Here is a 25,876-nt window from a genome sequence, read left to right on the forward strand (position 1 = left end):
AACACCGGAAATAAATGCTGATAACCACGTACACCTGGATGGCCGACGGATATGTCGGACATAGTTCGCTGGAACCTGCTCGGGTTGCTCGGTTGCTGCATCCTGTTGGGAACAGCGGCGGCTGCGGCACTCGGGGACGCTCCCTTCCACGTGCTCGCGATCCAGAGCAGTCTCCCGGTCGTGCTCGGTCTCGGATTGGTCGTGTACGGCTGGTGGCTGGACGGCGGAACACTCGACGGACACGGGTGGACCGTCCTCCGCTGGACCGCGCTGGGTGTGGTCGTCTTCTTCGGTATCGGTGCGTTCTTCGGTCAGATCAGCAGACGGTTCGACACCTCGTTTCTCCTCGCGGTGGTCGCCTCGCTGGGGTTCGGGGCCACGCTCGGCGCGGTCGTGGGCGTCTACTCCGCACGACTCCAACGGACCAACGACAAGCTCGTCCGGCAGCGCGAGCGGATGGAACAGTTCACCAACATGGTCAGTCACGACCTGCGGAACCCGCTGAACGTCGCGTCCGGTCAGCTCGAACTCGCTCGCCGCGACCACGAGAGCGAACACCTCGACGCCGTCGCCGAGTCTCACGACCGGATGGAGTCGCTGATCGACGATGTCCTGACGCTGGCCCGGGAGCGTGACCCCGACCTGCGGGTCGAATCGGTCGCACTCGGGGCTGTCGTCGACCGGGCCTGGCGGACCGTCGAGACCGACACCGCCACGCTCCGAACCGAGACCGACGCCACGGTCCTGGCCGACCCCGACCGGCTCCAGCAGCTGCTGGAGAACCTCTTTCGGAACGCCGTCGAACACGGCGGCGAGGCGGTCACCGTCGGGACCCTCGATTCGGGAACCGGGATCTACGTCGAGGACGACGGTCCCGGCTTCGACGACGTGGATCGGGTGTTCGAGAGCGGCTACACCACCGCGAAATCCGGGACGGGGCTCGGACTCGCCATCGTGTGGGAACTCGCGGCGTCACACGATTGGCGGGTCACGGCGATGACCGGAGCGGACGGCGGCGCTCGGATCGAACTCCACGACATCGAGTTCGTCGACGGGCATTCCGGGACGACCGATTGACCACCGTTGGCGATCGGCGGGAACCACAGCTTCCGGATAGTTTCCGTGAGAAGCACGCCAGAGCTGGGATTTGAACCCAGAATCCCAAAGGGAACACGCTTTCCAGGCGTGCGCCTTACCAGGTTCGGCCACTCTGGCTCGCAACCGACTGTGTGGTGGCCGCCGATTAAGGGCTTTCGTTTCCGGGCAGTCGTCCGCGGGCGGTATGCGTGAGGGCGGTGGCGCCGGCACCGACAGCCAGTGCCACGCCGACCTTGATCGTCGCGGCGATGGAGCGGGCCGCGAGCAGTTCGTACCCCTGGACGAGCACGAGGAAGCTCAGTGCGCCGACGACGCCCCACAGGAGGCTGGATTTCGTCGTCCGATCCATCACTTTGCGGCGACCGCTTCGATCTCGACGGCAGCGCCGCCGAGCAGATCGCCGTCGGATGTCGGCGGGAGCTGGCCGGCAGTAAACACCAACTCGTCAGTGGTCGTCGCCTGGCTGTACGCGCCGACGGCCGCGGGGGCTTCGTCGGTGTGGATCGTCTCTCTCATACTGGAGTCGGTGACCGCCAGCGGGTTAAAAACCGCTGCTCAGACGAGGACTTCGACGGGGTAGCCGTCCTCGCGTAGCGCCGCGAGGACGGCCTCGACGTGATCGGGACCGCGGGTCTCTAAGTCCAGTTCGACCTCGGCGTCGTCCATCGCCACGTCGCGGCTGGTCCGGTCGTGCTCGATGGCGTAGATGTTGACCTCTTGGGCCGAGAGTACCGAGACCAGGTGTTCGAGCGCGCCGGGGTGGTCGGTTAGCACCGTCCTGATCCTGATGTACCGGCCCGTCTCGACTAGGCCGCGCACGATGACGTTCGTTAGCGTGTTCAGGTCGATGTTGCCCCCACACAGCGCCGGGACGATCGTCTCGTCTTCGGCGTAGTCGAACCGCTCTTCGAGGACCGCTGCCAGCGCGACCGCGCCGGCGCCCTCGACCATGATCTTCGAGCGTTCGAGCAGTGTCGTCAGCGCGACGGCGATCTCCGAGTCGTCGACGGTCACCACTTCGTCGACGCGTTCTTCGATGACCTCGAAGGTCTTCTCGCCGACTGTCCGCGTGGCGATCCCGTCGGCGATGGTCCGGACCTCGTCCCGGACGACCCGTTCGCCGCGTTCCAGCGACTCAGGGACGCTCGCTGCACCCTCGGCCTGGACGCCGACGACGCGGATCTCCGGGTTCTTCCCTTTCAACGCGGTGGCGATGCCGCTGATGAGTCCGCCGCCGCCGATCGGCACGACGACCGTTTCTACCCCGGGAAGGTCCTCGTAGATCTCCAGCCCGACGGTGCCCTGGCCGGCCATCACCATCTCGTCGTTGAACGCGTGGATGTAGGTCCGATCCTCCTCGCGTTCGATCTCGTGGGCGCGCTCGGCGGCCTCGTCGTAGTCCCGGCCGGCGAGGACGACCTCGCCGCCGTAGTTCCGTGTGGCCTCGACTTTCGAGATGGGGGCGTGTTCGGGCATCACGATCTTCGAGTCGACGCCGGCCCGTGTCGCCGCCAGTGCGACCCCCTGGGCGTGGTTGCCCGCGCTCGCGGTCACCACGCCGGCCGCTCGCTCCGCCTCCGAGAGCGTCGCGATGCGGTTGGTCGCTCCCCGGATCTTGAACGCGCCGGTACGCTGGAACAGTTCGAGTTTGAGATGCACGTCGGCGCCGGTCATCGACGAGAACGTGTGTGAGTAGTCCAGCGGCGTGTGCCGGGCGGTCTCGGCGACCCGGTCACGCGCCGCCAGCACGTCGTCTACGGAGAGCATGGCATGGACTACTCGCTGTGGGGTGTTAGACCTGCGGGAAAACGTAGGGGGAGAGCGTGTGACTGCATCCGAGGTATGAACACCCGATGATATAAAACCAGCCGAACCGGAGTGAAAGTGAAACTGCAAGACACGGTAGCGGTGTTTGTGGTGTCTGCCCGGCGTCGGCCCCACGTCTGACTGCCAATCTATCACAAATTCAGAGTATCTGTCCCGTCGATCGTCGGTACCAACACTGGTAAACCTCGACCCGGTAACAGTGGGTGAATGGACACCTGGCAACGCCGGACACTGTTGTACGTCGTGGGACTCGTGGGTGTGATCGTCGCCTACACGTTCGCCTACGATTACGGGATGACGGCCTTCGAGAATCGGCCCCGCGACCTTTTGCACTCGCTACAGGTCGTCGTCGAGTCGTTCACGACGACCGGGTACGGTTCCGACGCACCGTGGGAGTCCGACGTGATGCGCCTGCTCGTCATCCTGATGGGCGTCACTGGGGTAGCCCTCATCTTCCTCGCGTTGCCCGTCCTGCTGTTCCCGCTGTTCGAGGAGGCCATGGCGAAGACCGCCCCGACCGCCGTCGAGGACGACCTCAGCGGCCACATCGTCATCTGTACGTTCACGCCACGGGGCGAGACGCTCGTCACGGAACTGGAGTCCTGGGACGTCGATTACGTGATCGTCGAACCCGACCGCGAGACGGCAAACACCATCCACGAAGAGGGATACCACGTTATCCACGCCGATCCCCAGTCCGTCGAGGGGTTGGAACACGCTGGGCTCCCGTCGGCCCGCGCGCTCGTGGCCGACGACTCCGACCAGGTCAACACCAGCATCGTCCTCACGGCTCGCGAGGTCGACGAGACGGTTCGGACTATCAGCGTCGTCGAGGAACCCGACCGCGAGCGCTACCACGAACTCGCGGGTGCCGACGTGGTCCTCTCGCCACGGGGCATCCTCGGGCGGAGCCTCGCGGGGAAAGTGACGACCGGCGTCTCGACGACGCTGGGGGACTCGATCGAACTCGGCGAGGATTTCGACATCGCCGAACTGCCGGTCCACCGCGGGAGCGACCTCGTCGGAACGACCCTGGCCGACAGCGGCATCCGCGAGGAGACCGGCGTCAACGTCATCGGCGCGTGGTTCCGCGGCCGGTTCGAGAGCCCGCTCTCGCCCGACGCCGAACTCGACGGCAGCACCGTCCTGTTGGTCGCCGGGACGGAGTCCCAACTAGAGCAACTCAAGACGATGACGCTCTCGAACGTCCGGCAGTACCGCGCGGGCGAGACTGTCGTCGTCGGCTACGGCGAGGTCGGCCAGACGATCTGTCGTGAGTTCGCCTCGGCGGGTGTTCCCTACACTGTCCTGGACCGCGAGGAGAAACCGTCCGTCGATGTCGTCGGTGACGCCACCGAACCCGACGACCTCCGGCAGGTCGGCGTCGAGGACGCCCGGACGGTCATCCTCGCGCTCTCGAACGACACCGACACCGAGTTCGCGACGCTGGTCGTCCGGGATCTGAACCCCAACGTGGAGATCATCGCCCGGGCCGAGGGAACGGAGAACGTCCAGAAGATCTACCGGGCGGGCGCCGACTACGTCCTCTCGCTGGCGACGGTCAGCGGCCGGATGCTCGCCTCGACGATCCTCCGTGAGGAAGACGTCATCTCGATGGACCAGCAGGTTGAGGTGGTCCGGACGGCTGCTGACGGCCTGGCCGGGACGACGCTTGGCGAGGCCGACATCCGCTCGCGGACCGGCTGTACGGTCATCGCGATCGAGCGCAACGGGGACGTCCTCACCGATCTGGGGCCGGACGCGGACATCCGCCGGGGCGACGAACTCGTCGTCGCCGGCGCCGATGCCGGCGTGGCCCGGTTCCGGGAGTTGTTTTCGTAACCACTTTTTACTTCGTCGGGTTTCCTCGCGCCACTCGCTCACGGCCACAGCACCGCCGGGAGACACCCGCAGATGCCCCTCACTCTCTTCTCAGAGATACCGAACAGAGGCCGCCAACTGTATGAAAAACGGAAACCGAAGCCGTCTACCGCTCGCCGATCGGGACGAACTCGGTCTCGTCGGGGTCGGCGCCGGTGTAGCGGGCACGCGGCCGGATGAGGCGGTTGTCCTCGATGTATTCCAGGACGTGGGCGACCCAGCCACCGACGCGGGACATCGCGAAGATGGGGGTGTAGATGTCGATGGGGATACCCATCTGGTAGTACGTCGACGCCGAGTAGAAGTCGACGTTCGGGGCCAGCCCCTTCTCTTCCATGAGGTAGTCCTCGATGGTCGTGGACATCTCGTACCAGTTCAGGGAGCCGGCGGCTTCGCCGAGTTCCTTCGAGCGCTCGCCGAGGATCTTCGCGCGGGGGTCCTTGACGTTGTAGACGCGGTGGCCGAACCCGGAGACGCGACGACCCTCGTCGAGGGCGTTCTTGACCCAGTCCAGCGGGTCGGAGTCGGCGTCGTCGACTTCCTTGAGCATCTCCATGACGTCCTGGTTGGCGCCGCCGTGGAGCGGGCCTTTCAGGGTGCCGATGGCCGACGTGACGGCGCTGTGGACGTCCGACAGCGTCGACGCCGTGACGATCGCCGAGAACGTCGAAGCGTTGAGCCCGTGGTCGGCGTGGAGGACGAGCGCCTGGTCGAAGACGTCGGCCAGCACGTCGTCGGGTTCCTCGCCGTTGAGCATGTAGAGGAAGTTCGCTGCGTGATCCAGGTCCTCACGGGGTTCGACCGGCTCTTCGCCGTCCCGGATACGGGTAAACGCCGCGACGACCGTCGGCATCTTCGCGGTGATACGGCGGCCCTTGGCGAGGTTGACTTCCTCGTCGGTCGGCTCGGCGTCCTCGGACGCGGGGTCGTACCCGGACAGCATCGAGACGGCGGTTCGCAGCGCGGCCATCGGGTTCTCGTCCGCTTCGGCCAACTGGCGGACGGTATCGAGTACGTCGTCGTCGACCTCGCGTTCCTTGGCCATCGCGTCCTCGAAGGCCGCGAGTTCCTCGGCGTTCGGGAGGTGACCGTGCCAGAGCAGGTACAGCACCTCTTCGTAGCTGGCGCCGTTCGCGAGATCCTCGATGGTGTAGCCCCGGTAGACCAGTCTGCCAGCATCGCCGTCGATCATGCTGAGACTGGACTCGGCGACAAGGACACCTTCGAGCCCCTTCTTGAGGTCGTCAGACATACGCTGTGGGTTCCCGACCTGCCGGGAAAAACATTTTCTTTCTAGCCGCCAATGTCACACATCTGACTGTTAGTGGTTTGGAGAACGTCCAGGATATTCGGCGATATATTGAACACCGCAACTCTTCCGGCCAGTAATTGTCCGACCGGCCACAGCGGTGGACGACAGCGTTTCACAGGACCGGCTTATCACCGCTCGGTATCGGTGTGGTCAACGCTTTTAGCCGGTGGTGCCGAACCGCCGGGCATGGACCCGACAGTGTCGGTCGAGTACGAGCCGGTCAGCGTCAAGTCGGTGCTGTCCGAGATGAAAGACACCGCGGAGTTGCTCATCGACCTCTCGTACTCGGCGGTGCTGCTGGGCAGCGACGATGTCGCCGCGGAGGTCTTGGAACTCGAAGAGAAGATGGACGTCCTCCAGTTGCGGGCGCGGATGAGCCTCCTGATGGCCTGTCGCTCGACCGAGGACGCGGAGGCGCTGGCGCCGGTCCTGGGGATGGTCGGTGCCGCCGAGAAGATCAGCGACGCCGCCGGCGACATCGCGAAGATCGTCCTCGAAGACATCGGCCTCCCCGACACGATGCGGGCGGCGCTCCCCGAGGCCTTAGAGACGCTCGTCCGTGCGACGGTCACAGCCGACTCCCCGCTGGCCGGCGAGACGCTGGGCGCGTTGAACTTAGAGACCGAGACCGGCGTCCGCGCGCTGGCGATCCGCCGACAGGGCGACTGGCTGCTCAACCCCGACCGGGAGACGGCGATCGAGGCCGGCGATGTCGTGTTGTTCCGCGGTCCCGAGTCCGGCGTCACCGAGGTGTACCGGGACGCCACGGGCGAAGAGTACGAACCGCCCGAGCCACCGGAGCGGGCAGCCCAGGATCTCGATCGGGCTGTCTCCTCGATCGTCCTGATGAAAGACATGGCGGAACTGGCGGTCGATCTGGCCTACGGGGCGGTACTGTTCGACAGCGAGGCCGTCGCCGAGGAGGTCGTCGAACTCGAAGCCGAGGTCGACGCCCTCCAGTCCCGGTTCGAAGCCTGGGTCCTCCGGGCAGCAGGGGACAGCGACGACCCGGTCTCGCTGCGCGGGCTGGTCCACCTGGCCCGCTCGACGGAGGTCATCTCCGACGCCGCCTTGGAGATGAGCGAAGGCGTCCTCCGGGGGCTCTCGACGCACCCGGTCGTCGCCGAGGCCGTCCAGGAATCCGACGAGATCATCACGCAGGCGACCATCGCCGCGTCGAGTGACTTCGCCGGCGACACCATCGGCGAGCAGGAGATCAAGACGGCCACGGGGATGCGGATCATCGCCATCCGACGGCCGAGCAACCAGAGCGATCGGACCGGCCGCGAGGGCGGCGACTGGGTCGTCTCGCCCGGCCCGGAGACACCGTTAGAGGCCGGCGATGTCGTCATCGCGAAGGGGACCCGCTCCGGGGCCGAACGGTTCGCCGAGTTGGCCGGCGGCTAGGACTCAGCGGTCGGCGTTCACGACGCCGGGTTCGACGGCCAGGACGGCCGCGAGCGTGTACATGAACCCGATGATACCGAAGACGGCAACGACCGCTGCGGGTGCGACCTGCCCGCTCCCGCCGGCAGCGTGGCCGATCGCCAGTGCCGTGATACTGAGCCCGAAGACGCCCGCCGCGTAGCCGAGACTGTCGGCACGCCGGTCGAACGAGAACACGCTCGCACGGAGCGTGTCGGGGTAGCTGACCGCGAAGTAACTCCATCCGACGTACAACGGGACCGTCCCGAGGGTGAGGTACCACCCGGCGTCGAGTACCTGTGTGACGACGGTACCGACTGCGAGGCCGACGAGGACTGCGAGCGGGAGGGCTCTGTCCATACCGCGTGCTGTCGGCGCTGGGGAGTAAAATCCCGGGTCGATCGACGGTCGATACCGCTCACTCCGGACTGTCCCGCCGTGCCAACCGGACCGCCGAACCGATCGTGAGCACGGCCGTCGTCAGCCCGCCCAGCGACATCGCCAGGACGAACGCCAGGGCGAGATAGAGATACGCCGGCCGACCGGTCCCCGGCAGGACGAACGTCGCGAAGACGAGCCCGGTCACCACGAGTGCGAATCCGAACCCGAGTTTCGCGTTCCGCGGGACGTTCAGCGCCTGTACCATTGCGGCCCGGCCGCTGGGTTGCTCGCGGTCTGACACGCCCGCCGGTAGGGTCGCTCCGTTCAAGACGGCGTCGGTCCGAGCCGGCCGGAATCCGAACCAGTAAAGGCACACAGGCCGAACGAATCGGACAATGGTACGTTTCGGTACGGCGAGTGCCGTCCCCGGTGAGATGGATACGGGACGGCTGGAGGTGGGCGAGACCCGCGACGGGAGTTCCGTCGGACTCCCGGTCGCCGTGGTCAACGGCGCCGCCGACGGGAAGACACTCTACATCCAGGCCGCAAGCGACGGCGACGAACTCAACGGCGTCGGCGTCGTCCAGCGGGTACTCCCTCGGCTGGACCCCTCGGAGATCGCCGGCACGATCCTGGTCTGTGGCATCGTCAACTACCACGCCTTCCAGGTCGCCGAGCACCGCAACCCTATCGACGACACGAAGATGAACCGGGCTTACCCCGGTGACGACACCGGCACCTCCAGCGAGCGCATCGCCGCCGCGACCTTCGACGCCGCGATCAGCGCCGATTACGTGGTCGACCTCCACCAGGGATCGACCTCGCGGATGATCGAGGAGTGTCGCGTCCGGTGTGGCACTCGCCATCGGCTCCACAGCGACTGTCTCGAACTCGCGAAAGTATTCGGCTGTGGCCACATCCTCGACCAGAAAGGGCCTGACGGTCAACTCGCCCGCGCCGCCCCCGACGAGGGCGTCCCGACGATCGATCCGGAGCTGGGCGGCTGTGTCGGCTGGGACGAGGACTCGATCCGGAAAGGCGTCGACGGCGTCTTCAACGTCCTCACCTACTACGACTTCCTGGACGGCCACTACAGCCCTACGCCACAGACCCGTGCCAGCGGCTTCGAACAGTACGGTGCCCCCTCCGGTGGCCTCGTCGACTTCCAGGCCGACCTGGGCGAGCGTGTCTCCCGTGGCGAGCCGCTGTTCGAGATCACCGACGTCTTTGGCCAGGAGAAAGCGACGATCACCGCCGACTCCTCGGGGATCTTCTGGCGGTCGCGCCGACTCCCACAGGTCGCGACCGGGGAGTACGTCTGTTCGGTCGGGACCGACATCGATACCTACTGACCCACGTTTTTACTTCGGGGGGTGTCCTCGCTCGCGTTGCTCGCTGCGGGCACCCCCATTGCAAAAACGTGGCGAAAAAAGCGCGAATCGCGCCGCGATTCGCGTGAAACCGCTCGCGGTATGCTCCCGATTCATCCCTGCCCTTCCCCAGGTCGTGGCACGGAGGCCACTCCCGGCCCACGGCACCGCTGTCCCGCTCCGCTCCCGTTGGTCGCACTTCTCGCTACTCCGACTCGGTACGGGTTTCTGTTCGGTACGGGGCGGACCGCGTGATGGTGTGCTCCTCGGGAACTTCGTCGGCGACGACGGTCGCGTCGGCGCGGTAGACGAGTTCGATTCGGTCGTGCCACCGGTGGTGCGTGGTCGCGACGTGGTCGCCGTCGACCGAGGTGTGCAGGAGGAAGGGGTACGGCCAGTCCGAGTTCGGGAGCAGGTCGGCGATGTCGCCCTGTTCGTCGCCCGCGACGGTGACGGCCCCCGTTATCGTGTCGTAGTTCGCTCCACGGTCCATCGTGACGGTGAACTCATGGCTGTCCTCGTCCCAGTTCTGGACGAGAATGTCGCCGTTGGCACCGGGGAGTCGTTCGGCACAGCCGGCGAACAGCACCGTCGCCACGGCACCGACGCTTCGGAGGGCAGCTCTGCGGGAGACCATGGGCACGTGAGAGTTGCCCGATGCCGTCGGAATAACCCTTCTGCGCGCCGGACCACCACCTTTTGATGACTCGCCGCCCCACTGCCGCCATGCGACACTGCGAGGCGTGCGGCCGCGAGTACCCCCGCGACCGGCCGTGGCGCTGTGACTGTGGCCACGCACTGGACTACACCGACCCGCCAGCCCCCGAAGGCGAACCGACCGCCTTCGACCGCGACGCGGGCATCTGGGCCTTCGAGGAACTCTTGCCGATGGACGAGCGGGTGACGCTGGGCGAGGGGTGGACGCCGCTCGTCGACGCCTCCGACTGGGACGCGACGTTCAAACTGGAGTTCCTCCATCCGACGGGGAGTTTCAAGGACCGCGGCGCGGCGACGGTGATCGCCGAGGCACAGGCTGTCGGCGCAGACCGTGTCCTGGAGGACTCCTCCGGGAACGCCGGGATTGCCGTCGCCAGCTACGCTGCACGTGCCGGTATCGACGCCGAAATCTACGTTCCGGCCGACGCGAAAGCGGGGAAACGCCGGCGGATCGAACGCACCGGCGCCGAGGTCGTCGCGGTCGAGGGCGACCGACAGGCCGTCACTGACGCCTGTATCGGGGCTGTCGAGGGAGGGGACGGCTACTACGCCAGCCACGCCTGGAACCCCGCGTTCTTCGCCGGGACCGCGACCGTCGCCTACGAACTGGCCGCCCAACGCGACTGGTCGGCCCCGGACGCCGTCGTGACGCCACTGGGTCACGGGACGCTGTTTCTGGGCGCGTATCGGGGGTTCCGGGCGCTGGAACGGGCCGGCTGGATCGACGACGGCCCGAAACTGCTGGGCGTACAGGCGGCGGGTGCCAGCCCCATCGCCGACGCTCGCCACGGGGCGAGCGAGCGCCAGAACGACCTGGCTGACGGTATCCAGATCAGCGAGCCGGCACGCGCCGACCAGATCCGGGCGGCCATCGAGGACACAGGCGGTGACGCTGTGGCGGTCGACGAGCGGGCGACCCGGGCGGCACACGACCGACTGGCTGCCGAAGGATTCCACGTCGAGCCGACCTGTGCGACGGCGACGGCGGCGCTACGATCGTTCAGGGACCGCGGCGTCATCGCTCCGGACGACGACGTGGTGGTCCCGCTCACGGGCCGCAACGCCTGATCAGCGCCACAGGAGCACGGAGACGGGAACGTCGGCGTCGACGGAGAGCCACTTCGACTCGACGTCGGCCGCGTCGGTGTAGCAGATGTACCGTTCGTTCCCGTCAGACCGTGTCCTGACGACCGCAGGATACACACCGTCGTCGGGATCGGGCGAGGGGGTCCCGCCCGTCGGTGAGACGTGTTCCGTTCCCATGCTCGGACCGGTCGGCAACTGAGTGTATTGTTACCGACTACCTATCCGTTCGACTCACCGAATCGCTTCGGTGGCGATCAACAGTTCGGACGGAGCCGTGATCCAGTGGGTCGCCGCCCCGTCGGCGGACTGCTCTCTCGGGTAGAGAATCGCTCGTTCGCCACCCCCGACCGACGGTTCCAGTTCGACTGTCAGTACAGTGCTCTCGAAACCGTCCCGTGGCAGTGGCTCTCTCGGCCCGTCCTGCCCTGTGGACTCGGAATCCATACCCCCGACTGATCGCCGCATTCCCGTTGTTATCGACCGCCTACTCCGGGGATGCCACCGCCTGTCGGTCACTGTTCTGGATGTGTCGCCCCGTCGAACCCACCTCGGACCAACGGCTTCGCCACCATCTTTTTCACGCTCGGGTGGTCCGTGGCCACCGCTCGCGGAAAACCGTGGGCGAAAAACGGCCACTCGCGGCGCTCGTAGCCGCCGCTTACCGTTCTGGATGTGTCGGTCCGTCGAATCCACCCCGGACCAACGGCTTCGCCACGTGCCGGCGCGCCACCGGCGGGACTTCGTACCAGCCCGGTTCGATCTCCCGGTCGATCGGGCGCTCGATTTTTCCGGGGGCACTGGTCCCACAGTCCCGACAGCGATACCCCTGGTCGCGGCCGGCCGAGGACATCGATCGGTCGCAGTCGGGACAGTTCGGAGTCACTCGCTCGGTCTCGACTACCGCATCGGCGCGGAACTTCTCCAGTTTGAGGGTCCCGTCGCTGACTTCCCCGCAGACGGTCACGCGGTCGCCGACGCGGAGCGATCGGACCCGGTCGCGGAACCCCTTGGTGGGCTCGAAGGCTGCACACGGGAGTGTCTCGCCGTCGTCGGCGATCGTCACGAACACGTGGCCGCCGGCGCGGGTCTCGGGCGGATCGACTACCTCGCCGGATACTCGGTAGGCGCTGTCGTCCTCGACCGCTGCCAGCGCGGTCGTCTGGAGATGCACGTCGGTCCCCTGGTTCGTTAGAAACGTCGCCCGCTCGGCGACCGGTTCGCCCTCGATGGCGTCGGCGACGGCCCGGCAGGCCTCCGGGTCGTCGCCGCGGATGCCGTACAGCACCGGACAGGGGGTCCGCGGGACACAGACCGGATAGTTCGAGGTCTGATCGACGGTGTCCCAGACGGCGGGGTAGTGGGCCTCGGCGGCGAGGAAGACACTTTCCGTATCGACATCACGTTCGGTTCCCCACCGCTCACGCCCGCGGTAAGCGATGTGCTCGTAGGTCCACTCGTCGAAGGCCGTCCACGCGCCGACGGCGGCGAGCGCGCCGATCAGCCCGCGGCCGTTCCTGCGTTCCAGGCGCGCGAAGCCGGCGTGATCGGCCAACGTCGTCGCCGTCACGCGGTCCTGGATCGATCGAACGGCGTCCGTGGTGAACTCCGCGACCGCCGATGGGACTGCCTCGGGAGCACAGTCAGCGACGACTGCGCCGGGGTTCGTCCGGGGGTCGTCGACCTCGGCCAGATCGAGGGTCGACTCGGCGAGTTCGGTCGCCCGGTCGGCGTCGAGGTCGGTGTGGACCGCGAGCGCCGCGTTCCCGCGGGTCTTGTGCTCGACGGCGGGATTCAGCCGGATCAGGAGCAAGCGCTCGACGGTTCCGCCGGCCGCACGGATGTCGTCGGCGAGTTCGCTGGCCGCGTAGGTCGTACACATCCCGCCCTCCCGGGAATCGGTGTCGTCGAGACCGACGATAGTCACTGACGGTGGTAGTATCCCGACTGTCTTCGGCGTTTCGTACCGACGTGCTGCGCCGGTGATTTCGTCGGCGATCACTCCATCGTCACGCGAATCGTCACGGATACCGCCACAAATCATATATACGACGATTGGTTACCCTTGGTAGAGGTACCGAGGACTATGTCACGGTCGGCACTGGTCGGCAACGTCACGGCGATGCTAGAGGACGCGGGGTTTCTCGTCAGCGACCGCTGTGCGATCAGGCCCAAGAGTTTCGATATCGCGGCCCGGCGCGGAGAAGACGTCCTGTTGGTGAAGATCCTGGGCAACATCGACGCCTTCGACGGCGTCACGGGTGCGGAGATGCGACGCCTGGGCACCTATCTGAACGCGACGCCGATCGTCGTCGGGTTGCGGACCCGCGACGAGGACCTGAAACCCGGCGTCGTCTACTTCCGGCACGGCGTCCCGGTGTTGTCGCCCGACACCGCGATGGACCTGTTCATCGAGGAGGTCCCGCCGCTCATCTACGCGGCCCCGGGTGGGCTCTACGTCAACATCGACTCCGAGGTACTGGCTGACGCGCGCGAGGACAGGGAGTGGTCGCTGGGACGCCTGGCCACGGAACTTGGCGTCTCCCGGCGGACCGTCTCGAAGTACGAGGACGGCATGGACGCCTCCGTCGAGGTGGCCGCCGAACTCGAAGATCTGTTCGACGCGCCGCTGACATCGCCGGTCAGCGTCCTCGACGGGGCCGAGGAGGTTCGGGACGACGAACCGACGCCCGAGGACCCCGACGCCAACCCCGAGGACGAATCGATCGTCACTGTCTTCACCCGCATCGGCTTCGAGGTCCACCCGACCGACCGGGCGCCGTTCAAGGCGGTCAACGAGAACGGCCGGCGCCGCGAGCAGGTCCTGACCGGGCACTCGCCGTTTACCGAGGCCGCCGAGAAACGGGCTCGGATCATGTCCTCGGTCGGTGAGGTCACTCGGACACGGTCGGTGTACGTCGTCGACGAACTCAAACGTGAGTCCGTCGAAGGAACCGCGATCATCGAGGAAGACGAGATGGAGGAGATCGAAGACGCCGTCGATCTCCGCGATCTCATCATGGAACGCGGCGAAGACCACGAAGAAACCGCTTAGCCTACGTTTTCGTTCGTCGTCCTACGCCTGCGGCGCTGAATCCCCTCAAGCAGCGCCGCTGCCGTAGGTCTCTTCGAGGTACTCGACGATGTCGTCGGACTCAGGCATCCCGTCGATACCGTTGTCGTGGTCGATCAGCACTGGAACGCCGGTCTGGCCCGAAACCTCCTTCACTTCGGTCCGCTCGTCGTGCGAGCGCGGGACCATGTGGGACTCGTACTCCAGGCCGAGTTCGTCGAGTTTCGTGATCACTTTCGCACAGTACGGACAGCCTTCCAGCTCGTAGAGTTCGAGGTTGGCCATTACGGAGTCGTCTACGGACGCCAGCGACAAGAGGACACCGGTGGTGTGTCCGCCGGACACAGAGACGACCTGCGTCTCAGAGTGCGCCACCGAGGAGGCCGCTGGTCCGGACGAAGAAGTACAGCACGAACGCACCCGCAAGTACCCACTGACCCGGATGGACCTCACTCGCCTCTCCCTGTGCGGCCTTCACGATCGGGTAGGCGATGATCCCGGCGGCGATCCCGTACGAGATCGAGTAGGTAAACGGCATGATGAACATCGTCAGCCCCGCGGGGACGGCGTGGCTCAGGTCGTCCCAGTCGATGTCGACGATGTTCTGGAGCATCAACACGGCGACGACGACGAGCGCGATGTGTGAGGCGTGCAGCGGGACGGCCGCAGCCAAGGGCACGAGCGCCAGCGACGCGAGAAACAGCACCGCGACGACCAGCGCGGTCAGTCCCGTCCGGCCGCCCTCCTCGACGCCGGTCGCGGACTCGATGTAGGTGGTGACCGTCGACGTGCCGATGATCCCGCCGACGGTGGTCCCGACGGCGTCGGCCATCAGCGGTCGGTCGATGTCGGGGAGGTTCCCCTCCTCGTCGAGGAAGCCCGCGATCTGTCCGACGCCGGTCAGCGTCCCGGCGGTGTCGAAGAAGTCGACGAAGAAGAACGTGAAGACGATGAGCGAGAAGCCCAGCGCGTCCACGTTCGAGAAGCCCTCGATGAACGCACCGACCAGCGGCGTGATGTTGTAGCCGGCCACCGAGTAGACGACCTCGGTCTGGCCGGTCAGCGACGCCGGCGTGTAGAGGAACACGCCCTCGGCGATCTGTGGGTCGATGGGGGTGATCCCCAGTGCACTCGCCACGTAGGAGATCACCGTCGTGATGACGATTCCGAGGATGATCGATCCCGGGACATCGGCGGCGTACAGCGCGAAGGTGAGAAAGAGGCCGACGACGGAGATGATGGCGATGGGGTCGTTGGCGAACGACGGGTTGAACTGCAGGAACGTGGCCGGGTCGGCGGCGACGACGTGCATGGCCTCCAGCCCGATGATCGCGAGAAACAGGCCGATACCGGCCCCGACGGCCATCTTGACCGGTTCGGGGAACAGTTTAATGATGTACTCGCGGGCACCGACGGCGGTCAGAAGGATGAAGAGGAGCCCTTCGACGACGACGGCGGACAGCGCCGTCTGCCAGGGGACCCCTAATCCGAGAACGACGGTGAACGCGAAGAAGGCGTTCAGCCCCAGTCCGGGCGCCTGTGCGAACGGTCGGTTCGCGTAGAACGCCATGATCAGCGTCGCCACGGCCGCGGAGATGATCGTGACGACGGCCAGCATCTGGACGGTCTGGCCCGGGGTTCGGTTCTCGACGGAGATGGCCGCGCTCAGGATGGCCGGGTTCACGATGACGATGTAACTCATCGTCAGGAACGTCGTCAACCCCGCGACCAACTCCGTTCGGACGTCGGTGTCGTGTGCCTCCAACTCGAATAACCGCTCCAGCGTACCCATTGATGGCTCTCTCAGGACAGACGGGCTTAAGCGTGGCGAGAACGGCCAAAATTGGTAGCCCGACCGAGACATCCGGTGGCGTCCCCGGACTCGTTCAGCCGTCGATGTCCTCGGGAGCGTCCGCCAGCAGGTCCGAGGCGGTCACGAGCGCTTCCAGTTCGAGGCCGTGGTCGGCGAGGTTCTCGCGGGCACCCTCCTCCCGGTCCACGACGACGAGGACTCGCTCGACGACGGCGCCGGCCTCGCGAAGCGCCTCCGCGGCGTCGATGGCGCTCTGGCCGGTCGTCGCGATGTCCTCGATGACGACGACCGCCTCGCCGTCTTCGAGTTCGCCCTCGATGCGGTTGCCGGTGCCGTACTCCTTTGCCTGCTTGCGGGCGATGACGTAGGGGAGCCCGGTCTCGACGCTGGTGACCGCGACCATCGGAACCCCGCCCAGCGCGACGCCGGCCAGTTTCGTGTCCGCGACACGCTCGGCGAAAGCTCCGGCGATCAGTTCCAGGCAGCGGGGATCGGTCTCGAAGACGTACTTGTCGACGTAGTAGTTCGAGGTCCCGCCGTGTGAGAGTTCGAACTCGCCGTACTTCACCGCGTCCGCCTCCCGGAGCGCGTCGATAAGTTCCTGGTTGGCCATACGATTGCTCCGCCACCAGGGTGCTAATGGCTGTTGGAATCGCTCGCGGCCACGTCGACATCCATAAGCCACTCGGTGACACACTCCCGTTCGAATGCAAGTGTTCGGGTCGAGTGGCGTCCGGGATGTCGCTGGCGAGGGACTGACACCGCGGTACGTCCTCCGGATCACACAGGCGGCCGGCAGCGTTTGGACCGAGGACTACGACCGCGTCGCGATCGCGCGTGACACACGGACCACCGGCCGGACCTTCGGTAACGCTGCAGTGAGCGGGCTGACGGGGCTGGGGTTCGATGTCGACCGGCTCGGGATCGTCCCGACGCCCGGACTGCAGGCCTACTGCGAGCGAGAGGGCGTGCCCGGCGTGATGATCACCGCCAGCCACAACCCGCCGGCGTACAACGGCATCAAACTGATCGGTGCCGACGGCGTCGAACTGCGCCGCGAGACGCTCGACGACATCGCCGCCGCCGTGGAGGCCGACGATCCGGAACTGGTCGGCTGGGACCGGGTCGGTACCGACCGGTGTATCGAGACCGCCCGCGAGCGCTACCGGGAACAGCTCCGGGATGCCGTCGACAGCGAGCGCATCGCCGCGGCGGACCTCACCGTCGTCGTCGACCCCGGTCACGGTGCGGGCTCGCTTACCAGCCCGGACCTGTTCCGGGAACTGGGCTGTACGGTCCACACGATCAACGCTCAGCCGGACGGCCACTTCCCGGGGCGGGACCCCGAACCGGTCGAAGCCAACCTCGCGGACCTGCGGGCGTACGTCAGGGCGACCGGCGCTGACCTGGGGATCGCTCACGACGGCGACGGCGACCGGGCCATCTTCGTCGACGAACACGGCGACCACGTCGAGGGCGACGCCGCGCTGGCGGCCCTGGCCGCCGCGGAACTCGATCCCGGCGACGGCGTCGTCTCCGCAGTCAACGCCTCACAACGGTTGGTCGACGTCGTCGAGGACGCCGGCGCGGACCTCTCGCTGACTCCCATCGGCTCGACGTACATCGTCAGTCGTATCGCTGAACTCCAGGCCGCGGGGACCCATGTCCCCGTCGCCGGCGAGGGCAACGGCGGGATCATCTTCCCCGAGTACCGGATCGCACGGGACGGCGCATACACCGCTGCGCGCTTCTGTGAACTCGCCGCCGAGACGCCGGTCAGCGAACTCGTCGCTCCCTTCGACGACTACGCGAACGTCCGCCGGAACCTCCGGTACGACGACGACGACGGACGGGAGGCGATGCTCGCCGGCGTCGAGGCGTACACACAGGAAGTCGACGCCTCGGTCGACCGGACCGACGGCTGGCGGCTGAACTACGACGACGCGTGGGTGTTGGCCCGGCCCTCGGGCACCGAACCGGTCGTTCGCGTCTACGCCGAGGCCCGCAGTTTGGACCGGGCGACGGAACTGGCCGAGGCGATGGTCTCGGCGGCGGAGTGAGTCAGGGCGGTTCGTCCAGTTCGCCGTGGGTCGCAAGGGTCTCCTCGATCGCTGTCCGCTCGTCCCGAGCGGCGGCCAGGTCCCGCTCGACGGCCCCGCTCGCGATCCGTTCGCGCTCCTCGTCGGTGAGTTCCGAGCGAGCGAGCGCGCTCTCCCGGAGCCGCTGGTAGTCCTCCCGCTCGGCCAGCCGCCGGACCTCGCGCAGCCGTGCCACGACGCTGTCGTCGGCGAACCTGGCGACGACCGAGCGGTACTCGCGGCACAGCCACGGGAGCTCCGTGGCCGGTGGCGGCGGCCACCCCACCGTGAGCGGTTCGGCGTCGATACCCCGGAGGTACGTCCGTCGGGTCGCGACCGCCGACCGGAGCGCTGACGGGTCCTCGACGTAGTGGTCCAGTTTCGAGCCGGAGTAGCCGGCGTACTCCAGCAGCGTCGGCAGCGGTTCGGTTCCGGCCTCGTGTTCGCGGACGTACCTCAACAGCTCCGCTGGTGGCGACCGGAACTCGACCAGTGGGAAGGCCTCGGTCCGCTCGATCAGATCGAGTACCGCTCGGGCGGGGGCGTCGGTCCGGAACGCGGTGAACCCCTCGCGGACGGCCTCGTCGTAGGCCCTGATGGGGTCACGGATGCGCTCGACCGGGGCGTCGAGATCGGCGTCGCCGAGCCGTTCGAGACGCTCCAGTTCCTCGATCCGCTCGTCCAGTTCCCCGAGATGTCGCCGTGCCTCCCGCCGGGCCTGGACGTAGGCCTCTCGGGCGCTCTCTAACTCGTCCAGACGGTCGACGAGGTCACTGACCGGGGCCAGCATCTCCCTCGCTTGCTCGAAGTCGCTCTCCGAGAGGCGGCGCTGCTGGAGGTGGTCGTCGACGGCTTCGAAGGTGTCGTACTCGGGGATGTCCTCGTCGAGGTTCCCGACCACCGTCGCCACGGCGCCCTCGAACTGGGTGTAGGCCTGGAAGTCACCGCTGCCGGTCGCCCGGCCGTCGTAGTCCTCCAACAGACGTGTCAGATCCCGGTAGGCGTCCCGGCAGGTCCGGAGCCGGTCGGCGCCGATCTCCTCGACCCGTTCCCGTGCCCGCTCGCGTTCACGGTCGGTTTGCTCCAGTTGGTCGACGAACTCGGACATCAGTAGACTGTGTCCGGATCGAATACCTGTTCACCGACTTCCTCGCCGTCGACGGTCCGGTAGAAACAGGACTCGTAGCCCGTGTGGCAGGCGCCCCCGTCCTGGTGGACGACGTACAGCAGGGCGTCGCCGTCACAGTCGACGCGGACCTCCTCGATCTCCTGGGTGTGGCCGCTGGTCCCGCCTTTCTTCCAGAGTTCGTCGCGGCTGCGCGAGTAGTAGTGGGCGTAGCCCGTCTCGCGGGTCCGTTCGAGCGCTTCCTCGGTGACGTACGCGAGCATGAGGACCTCGCCGGTCTCGGCGTCCTGGGCGACCGCCGGGAGATACTCCTGTTCGTCGAACGCGAGGTCGACGGCTGTCATACTCCGACGGAGGTCTGTCCGGAAAATAGGTCTTGTGTCACACCTGGGGCCGGCCCGTACGGTCCAGTCGGGGCGTTCGACGTTCCCCCGGAACTGGCTACCGCTCGCCGCCGTCGCCGTCAGTGGCGACTCGCTGCTGTGTCCGGGTTAGCTGTGCCTCGAAGGAGCGCTCGGCTGAGCGATCCCCGTCAGCGAGCGCGCGCTGTTTCTCGACCTCCGCGTGGACGGCGTCGGTGATCCGGGGGTGTGCCCCCAGCGGATCGGCGTACTCGATACCACCCCGGTCGAGTTCGAGTTTGGCGGGAATCTCGTCTTCGGTGGCCTCGGTCCGAGTCAGGAACAGTGGAACGGCGATCGCCCGGTCGGTCGTGGTGTTGTACCGGACACACTCGACCGTCGGGTTCTGGAGGAGATAGCAGGTCAGGACTTCGCCGTAGCCCGAGTGCTCGCGCAGCCGTGTGGCGTGGTAGTCGGTCGTCTGTCGGTGGTACGGTTTCGAGCTACTGCCAAAGCCAACGAGAACGAGCGAGACGTCGTCCGCGGCCGGGACCAGCTGTGTGCCCCGGTCTTCGATCACCTCGGTGACTGCTGGACTCCGGCCGAGGGGTTCACAGTAGTGGACTTCGCCGGGCAGCGCCGACAGTGCGGCGGGGATACCGGTCGTCGTATCGTGGCCGTGGGCGGCACATATCGGGACCGCGTACACCGTCTCGGCAGTGACTCGCTCGAACTGAGGCGTGAGTTCGCGGATCGGCTCGGAATCGTAGGTCGCGACCGTTACGTCGTCGACGCCGGTCCGCCGGGCGAGGCGGTCGGCATGTGTCTCGAGCACTTCGTGGGCGTTTCTCGTGGCACGGCTGATGAGCAGGATGGATTCGGTTGTCATGGATCGTCGGGCCAGTAAATCTTATTTTAGTTATCTCAATTCGGCTTGTCTTACGCGTTGCGACGGATTCGCAAATAAGTTGTGGTCGGAGCGGTCGGGAGCGTCGTCGATCGCGGTCCCGCTCAGTCGGCCCGGACGGCCAGCACCGAGAGGTCGGAGAACGGTGAGGTGGACGCGTCCGAGTCCGCGGTGTGTGCCCCGAGTTCGCCGAGCGTCGTCGTCGTCACCGCTTCGTCGTCGTGTGTGAGTCGTTCGAAGACGAGCGCCTCCAGAGAGGGTGCGGCCCCTGCATCAAGTACGTCGGCGGCGATGTCCTCGGGCATCCAGTCGTAGGGGCGCGGGAGCACGAGCAGGTGTCGCTCGCCGACCGCGTCTCTGAGCCGGTCGAGATCCGGCGTGATCTCCCCGCTCTTGTGCAGGGTGACGAAGGTCGTCGCTTCCATCGGGGTCCGCGCCCGACTTGCAGCCATCTGTAGCGACGAAATTCCCGGGACGATCCGGACCGGCCGGTCGACGGCGGCCTGGACCTTCCCGACGAACTGATACCCCGAGTGGTTCGGGTCGCCCATCAACACGGCCGTTCCGGTCGCCCCGTCGGCGACACGGTCGGCAAAGGTCGCCAGCGTCTCGCCCTCGTCGCGGTACCCGCAGGTTAGACAGTCGGCCTCGGTCCGCCCGCGGATGTAGTCGACCACGGTCTCGAACCCGACGACGACATCCGCCTCGCGGATCGCCCGCTCGCCACGCGGGGTCAGGTACTCCGGGTTACCCGGACCGATCCCGACCGCGTCCACTGGCTCTTCGGACCGATCGGACGCCGATTCCGAAGCCGCCGCCGCCAGTTCGGCGGGGTCCGGGCCGGAATCCAGGTCGTAGTCGTCGCTCACGGCAGCGTGACCTCGCCGTTCCGAGCGTCGCTTGCCACGTGGACGAGTTCGTTCGTCAGGCCGGCCGCCAGCCCGCTCCCGCCGCGGCGGCCGACGGTCGTGATCGCGGGGACGCCGTGTGCCTCGGCGACCTCGCGGAGCCGGTCCCGGCTCTCGGCGGCCTTGACGAAGCCCACCGGCGTGGCGACGACGACGGCGGGGCGGGTCCCGTCTTCGATGCAGTCCGCGAGCGCAAGCGCCGCGGTCGGCGCGTTCCCGACGACGGCGATGGAACCGTCGTAGACGCCCTGTCGGTCGAGTTCGAGGACCGACGCAGCCGTGCGGGTCATCCCCGTCTCCGCCGCGAGGTCGGCCCCGTTGCCGATGGCCTTCCGGACGGGACAGTCGTGGCCCCGGCCGGTGATCCCCGATTTCACCATCGTGATGTCGGTGACGATGGGGCGCTCGTCGAGCACGGCCCGTGCGCCCGTGACCACCGGCTCGTCGTCGGTCGCGCCGGTGAACCGCACGAGGTGCTGGAACTCCGGATCGCCGGTCGCGTGGACGCTCTTCTGGCGAATCCGGTCCGCGAGCGTCTCGTCCGGCACCAACTCCCGCACCCGATCCATGCTCGTCTCGGCGATGTCCATCGCGTTCTCGGTCGTCGCACCGAGGTCGGCGTAGGCCTCGAACTCGTCGGCGTCCGCCCCTCGCTCCTCAGTCGTCATCGCTCGTCACCTCCGGCCGGTCGCTCCCGGCGCGGGCTTCGAGGTCGCCGTCGACCCGGAGGTTGAGGTCCCGGAGCCGGTCGGCGGTCTCCTCGTCGGCGTCCCAGAGGCCGCGGTCGATGGCCTCCAGCAACGTGTCGGTGATGCTCTCTAAGGCCCACGGGTTCACGTCCCGCAGCCACTCCTGGCGGTCCTCGTCGAAGGCGTACTTCCCGGCGAGATCCGCCCAGAGGGTGTCGCTGACGACGCCGGTGGTCGCGTCCCAACCCAGGACCACGTCGACTGTCGTCGAGAGGTCCCCCGCCCCCTTGTAGTCGTGGTCCTCCATGCTGTCGAGCCATTCGGGGTTGAGCACGCGGGCGCGCATCGCCTTCCGAACTTTCTCCTCGTTGGTGTAGACCGAGACGTTGTCGGGGTCGCTGGAGTCGCCGACGTAGGAGGCCGGTTCCTCGCCCGCGATCTCGGAGACGGCGGTGATGAAGCCGCCGTGGAAGGCGTACCAGTCGGAGCTGTCGAACTCGTCCTGTTCGGCGGTGTCCTCGATCTTGACGGTGGCGTCGACGCTGCCCAGACGCCGCTCGAAGGCGTCGTGGGCCTCGGTCACGCCGCCGCGCTTCCCGAGCGCGTAGCCGCCCCACTGGACGTAGACGTCCGCGAGGTCCGAGCGGTCGTCCCAGTTACCCTCGTCGACCGCCTTGTTCGTGCCGGCGCCGTAGCCGCCCGGTCGGGTCGTGAACACGCGGTGTTTCGCGGCGGCGTCGGGGTCCTCGATCCCCTGCTCGTCGAGCCGGTCGGCCTCTTCCTCGACGTGCTTTTTCACGTAGTTCATCTCGTGGGGTTCGTCGAGGGCGACGACAGCGTCGACGGCGTCGTGGATCACGCCCGCGGCCTGCGGGAAGGCGTCGCGAAAGAGCCCCGACACCCGCGTGGTGACGTCGATCCGTGGCCGGTCCAGTTCGTCGAGGGGGATCGGCGTCACGTCGTCGATCCGGCCGGCGTCGGTCCACTCGGGTTCGACGCCCATCAGCGCGAGCACCTGCGCGATCGTCTCGCCGCGGGTCCGAACCGTGGGGGTCCCCCAGGCGACGACGCCGATCTCCTCGGGGTACTCGCCCTGCTCGTCGGCGTGTCGTTGGGCGATCCCGTCGGCGACCTCCCAACCGACGCGCCAGGCGCTCTTGGCCGGGACCTTCCGTGGATCGAGCGTGTAGAAGTTCCGCCCCGTCGGGAGCAGATCGACCCCGCCGCGGGTGGGTGCGCCGCTGCCGCCGGGCGGGACGTACTCGCCGGCCAGCGCCTCGGCCGTCCGCGGGATCTCGTCGGTCGCACCACGGACCCGGGGCGCGACCTCTGAACAGATGAACGACAGCGCCTTCCGGAGGTCGTCGTGGGCGCCGGACTTCGCGCGGGCGTCCCCGATCGGGTCGATGTCCACGACGAGGAGGTTCATGTTCAGTTCGTCGGCCGGCCCCGCATCCACCTCGGACGCCGGGATGTCGAAGCCGTGTTCGGCGAGCGTCTCGACGAGGTCGAGGCTGGTCTCGTAGACCTCGTCGGCCGCCTCCGAGAACGTCATCCCCAGGTCCTCGTCGTAGGCACCCGGTTCGTCGAGCATCCGCTCGTAGTCGACGCCGAGGACGCCGGCGACGCTCTCCCGGAGGCTCGGCCCGCCGGGGTTCTCCAGCCGGGTGAGCGCGACGAGGTACTCGACGAGGCGGTCGGATTCGGGGGGTTCGCCCATCGTATGCAGCCCCAGCCTGATTTGGGTCGTCTTCACGTCGGTGAGATACTCGTGGACCCGTTCGACGAGGTCGTCGATCGAGAGGTCGTCGCCGGACACCTCACCCTCCGCCAGCGTGGTGCCGGCGGCCTCCGGGCCACGGATGTCGGCTTTCTCGTCGATCTCACCGCTGATCCCCAACTCTACCGCGAGGTCCAACTCCGCGATCGTCTCGCGCAGCAGCGCTTCGAGGTGATCGCCGTCGTCGGTCCGTGCGTCCTCCATGCCCGCCTCGCGGTACTGGTCGGCCAGCTCCTCCAGCTCGGCCAACTCGTCGTAGGTCCCGGCGTTGGACATCACGGGCGTCAGGTAGTCAACGATGGCGGCGTAGGAGCGCCGCTTGGCCTGTGTCCCCTCGCCGGGGTTGTTGATGATGTAGGGGTAGACGTTCGGAACGTCGTCGATCAGTTGGTCCGGTGCGCTCTCGCCGTCGAGTCCGACCGTCTTGCCGGGGAGCCACTCCAGGCTCCCGTGGGTACCCAGATGGACGACCGCGTCGGCCTCGAAGGTGTTCCGGAGCCAGCCGTAGAAGGCCACGTAGTCGTGGGGGGGCTGGAGGTCCGAGTCGTGATACACCTTCGATGGGTCCATCCCGAACCCGCGGGGTGGCTGGACGGTGACGAGGACGTTCCCGAACTCGACGCCGGGGATGGCGAACGGGCGGTCGGGTACCGAGCCCCACTCCTCGCGGACGTTCGCCTGGAACCGCTCGTCCAACTCCCGGAACCACTCGCCGTACTGCTCGGTCGGGACGACGTCGACGCTGCGCTCACGGACGTCGTCGGGGGCGACCCAGCGGTCGTCGAGGGTCAACTGGTCGGTCAGTCGTTCGACGAGGGCCTGGCCGCTCTCCGGGGTGCGGTTTCCGAGGTCGTACCCCCGCTCGCGGAGTTCTTCGAGGAGGTTGACGGTGCTCTCGGGGCTGTCGAGCCCGAAGGCGGTGCCGATGCCGTCGTCGCTGGGCGGGTAGTTGTGCAGGACCACCGCGACCTGTTTCTCCCGGTTCGGGGTGTGTCGGAGCCGCGCCCAGTTGACCGCGAGGCGGGCGGCGTGGTCGACACGGTCCTCCATCGGGAAGTGCTGTTTCGGGGCGGTACCGATGTCGGCCTCGTCGTCGATCCGTTCCTTGCCGCTGATCGGGTGGGTGACGACGTTGCCGTCGAACTCCGGGAGCGCGACCGACAGCGCGAGTTCGAAGCCCATGACGCCGGTATCGCTGGACTCGTACCGGGACCGGGACCGCATCGTCGTCACCGTCTGGACGACGGGGACGCCCAGCCGGTCGAGGAAGACCGCTTCGGCCCCCTCGCCCTCGTCGTCGGCTGCCCGCCCCCGCTCGTCCATCGAGAGCGAGAACATGAACGACGAGAGCACGGCGTCGACGACCGGCTCCCCCGCTTCGAGGAGCCACTCGTCGGTCACGCGCTCGGCGTCCCACTGCTCGTCGCTGTCGGTCGCCGGGTTACAGAAGATCGGCAGCGCGTCCGCGCCCTGTGCCTCGACGGCCCGGACCTGCGCGTCGACGTAGCGGGTGTTCTCGTGTGTCCAGTGTGACTCGTAGAACCAGATCGCCACCGTCGGCGTCTCCGGGTCGAACGTCGCCCGCAGTTCCTCGTAGGACGCGCCCGGGTGATCGGGGTGGTAGACCCCCTCGGTCGGGAGCGATACGGGGTCGTCGTACGCGCGGGACTCGTCCCCGTATTCGTCGACGAGAAAACGGACGCAGTTGGCGACGTTGCTGGTTCCGCCCTTCGCTAAGTACTCGTACACCCGATCGCGATCCTCGGCGGCGATCGACGTGTCTTCGAGTGCGTAGGCGTCACCGGTCGATTTGACGACCAGCGGGATGCCGGCGTCGGCCAGCCGACTGACGGCGTGGTCGTAGCCCGGCATGCTCTCCTCGGCGCCGTGGAGCCAGCAGATCACCGCCGTCGCGTCGTCGAGTTCGTCGAGGAAGGCGTCGACGTCCGCCCGGTCGTCGAGGTCGCTCTCCGAGCGAACGACCAGGTCAGCGTCCGTCCGTTGTGCCGCCCGCTGGACGGCGCCGAGCTCGTTTTCGGTCGCTGTGTATAGGCCGATTGTTGGCAT

25 protein-coding genes, 1 tRNA gene and 1 pseudogene are annotated in these 25,876 nt (G+C 67.3%); 7 read left to right on the forward strand and 20 right to left on the reverse strand.

The window, feature by feature from the left end:
* Positions 1–51 precede the first annotated feature (51 nt).
* Positions 52–1,077: a sensor histidine kinase gene (locus VJ109_RS08605; protein WP_324756011.1), complete on the forward strand. Its 1,026-nt coding sequence runs from the start codon at positions 52–54 to the stop codon at positions 1,075–1,077.
* Between the two features lie 55 nt (positions 1,078–1,132).
* Here VJ109_RS08605 and VJ109_RS08610 read toward each other — a convergent pair.
* The 4 genes and pseudogenes from VJ109_RS08610 to ilvA all read right to left on the reverse strand — a co-directional run bounded on the left by VJ109_RS08610 (position 1,133) and on the right by ilvA (position 2,865).
* Positions 1,133–1,215, reverse strand: a tRNA-Ser gene (locus tag VJ109_RS08610).
* Positions 1,216–1,243: 28 nt separating this feature from the next.
* Positions 1,244–1,447: a DUF7981 family protein gene (locus VJ109_RS08615; protein WP_324756013.1), complete on the reverse strand. Its 204-nt coding sequence runs from the start codon at positions 1,445–1,447 to the stop codon at positions 1,244–1,246.
* A 5-nt stretch (positions 1,448–1,452) separates the two neighbouring features.
* A pseudogene (locus tag VJ109_RS08620) lies at positions 1,453–1,614 on the reverse strand (Rid family hydrolase); the annotation flags it as partial.
* Positions 1,615–1,653: 39 nt separating this feature from the next.
* A complete protein-coding gene (gene ilvA / locus VJ109_RS08625; protein ID WP_324756015.1) occupies positions 1,654–2,865 on the reverse strand; it encodes a threonine ammonia-lyase in 1,212 nt (403 codons plus the stop codon).
* A 267-nt stretch (positions 2,866–3,132) separates the two neighbouring features.
* Here ilvA and VJ109_RS08630 point away from each other — a divergent pair, with 267 nt between their 5' ends.
* Entirely contained in the window at positions 3,133–4,767 is a 1,635-nt protein-coding gene (locus tag VJ109_RS08630) for a potassium channel family protein (protein WP_324756017.1), read from the forward strand.
* A 145-nt stretch (positions 4,768–4,912) separates the two neighbouring features.
* Here the strand turns inward: VJ109_RS08630 and citZ are convergent, their stop codons facing one another.
* Positions 4,913–6,058 carry a citrate synthase gene (gene citZ, locus VJ109_RS08635; protein WP_324756019.1) on the reverse strand — a complete coding sequence of 382 codons (1,146 nt, stop codon included), beginning with the start codon at positions 6,056–6,058 and terminating at the stop codon, positions 4,913–4,915.
* A 246-nt stretch (positions 6,059–6,304) separates the two neighbouring features.
* On the opposite strand from citZ, the gene VJ109_RS08640 reads away from it, so the two are divergent.
* A complete protein-coding gene (locus VJ109_RS08640; RefSeq protein WP_324756021.1) occupies positions 6,305–7,525 on the forward strand; it encodes a potassium channel family protein in 1,221 nt (406 codons plus the stop codon).
* Between the two features lie 3 nt (positions 7,526–7,528).
* On the opposite strand, the gene VJ109_RS08645 is transcribed toward VJ109_RS08640, so the two are convergent.
* Both VJ109_RS08645 and VJ109_RS08650 read right to left on the reverse strand, forming a co-directional pair.
* Positions 7,529–7,903 (reverse strand): hypothetical protein, encoded by a 375-nt coding sequence (locus VJ109_RS08645; protein ID WP_324756023.1) that lies wholly within the window; start codon positions 7,901–7,903, stop codon positions 7,529–7,531.
* 58 nt (positions 7,904–7,961) lie between these two features.
* Entirely contained in the window at positions 7,962–8,225 is a 264-nt protein-coding gene (locus VJ109_RS08650) for a DUF7536 family protein (RefSeq protein WP_434737249.1), read from the reverse strand.
* A gap of 94 nt (positions 8,226–8,319) precedes the next feature.
* On the opposite strand from VJ109_RS08650, the gene VJ109_RS08655 reads away from it, so the two are divergent.
* Positions 8,320–9,276, forward strand: a complete 957-nt coding sequence (locus VJ109_RS08655; RefSeq protein ID WP_324756025.1) for a succinylglutamate desuccinylase/aspartoacylase family protein — start codon at positions 8,320–8,322, stop codon at positions 9,274–9,276.
* A 223-nt stretch (positions 9,277–9,499) separates the two neighbouring features.
* Here VJ109_RS08655 and VJ109_RS08660 read toward each other — a convergent pair whose 3' ends face one another.
* Complete coding sequence (locus tag VJ109_RS08660; RefSeq protein ID WP_324756027.1) at positions 9,500–9,931, reverse strand: hypothetical protein; 432 nt, start codon at positions 9,929–9,931, stop codon at positions 9,500–9,502.
* Positions 9,932–10,020: 89 nt separating this feature from the next.
* Between VJ109_RS08660 and VJ109_RS08665 the strand changes: the two genes are divergently transcribed.
* Positions 10,021–11,079, forward strand: coding sequence for a threonine synthase (locus VJ109_RS08665; RefSeq protein ID WP_324756029.1), 1,059 nt, complete (start codon positions 10,021–10,023; stop codon positions 11,077–11,079).
* Here the strand turns inward: VJ109_RS08665 and VJ109_RS08670 are convergent, their stop codons facing one another.
* From VJ109_RS08670 to VJ109_RS08680, 3 genes are all read right to left on the reverse strand, one after another.
* Positions 11,080–11,274: a hypothetical protein gene (locus tag VJ109_RS08670; protein WP_324756031.1), complete on the reverse strand. Its 195-nt coding sequence runs from the start codon at positions 11,272–11,274 to the stop codon at positions 11,080–11,082.
* A 54-nt stretch (positions 11,275–11,328) separates the two neighbouring features.
* On the reverse strand, positions 11,329–11,541 hold the full coding sequence (locus VJ109_RS08675; RefSeq protein ID WP_324756033.1) for a hypothetical protein: 213 nt from the start codon (positions 11,539–11,541) through the stop codon (positions 11,329–11,331).
* A gap of 214 nt (positions 11,542–11,755) precedes the next feature.
* The gene (locus VJ109_RS08680) at positions 11,756–13,021 is read right to left on the reverse strand and encodes a tRNA(Ile)(2)-agmatinylcytidine synthase (RefSeq protein ID WP_324760321.1); all 1,266 of its coding nucleotides are present in this window, start codon (positions 13,019–13,021) and stop codon (positions 11,756–11,758) included.
* A gap of 159 nt (positions 13,022–13,180) precedes the next feature.
* Between VJ109_RS08680 and VJ109_RS08685 the strand changes: the two genes are divergently transcribed.
* Positions 13,181–14,149 (forward strand): transcriptional regulator, encoded by a 969-nt coding sequence (locus tag VJ109_RS08685; protein ID WP_276178404.1) that lies wholly within the window; start codon positions 13,181–13,183, stop codon positions 14,147–14,149.
* Positions 14,150–14,194: 45 nt separating this feature from the next.
* Here the strand turns inward: VJ109_RS08685 and VJ109_RS08690 are convergent, their stop codons facing one another.
* From VJ109_RS08690 to pyrE, 3 genes are all read right to left on the reverse strand, one after another.
* The gene (locus tag VJ109_RS08690; protein ID WP_324756036.1) at positions 14,195–14,452 is read right to left on the reverse strand and encodes a glutathione S-transferase N-terminal domain-containing protein; all 258 of its coding nucleotides are present in this window, start codon (positions 14,450–14,452) and stop codon (positions 14,195–14,197) included.
* 76 nt (positions 14,453–14,528) lie between these two features.
* On the reverse strand, positions 14,529–15,959 hold the full coding sequence (locus VJ109_RS08695; protein WP_324756038.1) for an NCS2 family permease: 1,431 nt from the start codon (positions 15,957–15,959) through the stop codon (positions 14,529–14,531).
* A gap of 94 nt (positions 15,960–16,053) precedes the next feature.
* Positions 16,054–16,593, reverse strand: coding sequence for an orotate phosphoribosyltransferase (pyrE, locus tag VJ109_RS08700; protein ID WP_324756040.1), 540 nt, complete (start codon positions 16,591–16,593; stop codon positions 16,054–16,056).
* Positions 16,594–16,687: 94 nt separating this feature from the next.
* Between pyrE and glmM the strand changes: the two genes are divergently transcribed.
* The gene (glmM, locus tag VJ109_RS08705) at positions 16,688–18,040 is read left to right on the forward strand and encodes a phosphoglucosamine mutase (RefSeq protein ID WP_324756041.1); all 1,353 of its coding nucleotides are present in this window, start codon (positions 16,688–16,690) and stop codon (positions 18,038–18,040) included.
* A gap of 1 nt (position 18,041) precedes the next feature.
* On the opposite strand, the gene VJ109_RS08710 is transcribed toward glmM, so the two are convergent.
* The 6 genes from VJ109_RS08710 to cobN form a co-directional block, all read right to left on the reverse strand.
* The gene (locus VJ109_RS08710) at positions 18,042–19,166 is read right to left on the reverse strand and encodes a DUF7118 family protein (protein WP_324756042.1); all 1,125 of its coding nucleotides are present in this window, start codon (positions 19,164–19,166) and stop codon (positions 18,042–18,044) included.
* On the reverse strand, positions 19,166–19,528 hold the full coding sequence (hisI, locus tag VJ109_RS08715; RefSeq protein WP_324756043.1) for a phosphoribosyl-AMP cyclohydrolase: 363 nt from the start codon (positions 19,526–19,528) through the stop codon (positions 19,166–19,168). Before hisI ends, VJ109_RS08710 begins: the two co-directional genes overlap by 1 nt.
* A gap of 97 nt (positions 19,529–19,625) precedes the next feature.
* Positions 19,626–20,414 carry a CbiX/SirB N-terminal domain-containing protein gene (locus VJ109_RS08720; RefSeq protein WP_324756044.1) on the reverse strand — a complete coding sequence of 263 codons (789 nt, stop codon included), beginning with the start codon at positions 20,412–20,414 and terminating at the stop codon, positions 19,626–19,628.
* Positions 20,415–20,536: 122 nt separating this feature from the next.
* Positions 20,537–21,301, reverse strand: a complete 765-nt coding sequence (locus VJ109_RS08725) for a cobalt-precorrin-7 (C(5))-methyltransferase (protein WP_324756045.1) — start codon at positions 21,299–21,301, stop codon at positions 20,537–20,539.
* Positions 21,298–22,008, reverse strand: coding sequence for a precorrin-8X methylmutase (locus VJ109_RS08730; protein ID WP_324756046.1), 711 nt, complete (start codon positions 22,006–22,008; stop codon positions 21,298–21,300). The genes VJ109_RS08725 and VJ109_RS08730 overlap by 4 nt, the downstream gene beginning before the upstream one ends.
* A complete protein-coding gene (gene cobN, locus VJ109_RS08735; protein WP_324756048.1) occupies positions 21,998–25,876 on the reverse strand; it encodes a cobaltochelatase subunit CobN in 3,879 nt (1,292 codons plus the stop codon). Before cobN ends, VJ109_RS08730 begins: the two co-directional genes overlap by 11 nt.

The organism is Haloarcula montana (assembly GCF_035666295.1).
GTDB lineage: Archaea > Halobacteriota > Halobacteria > Halobacteriales > Haloarculaceae > Haloarcula > Haloarcula montana.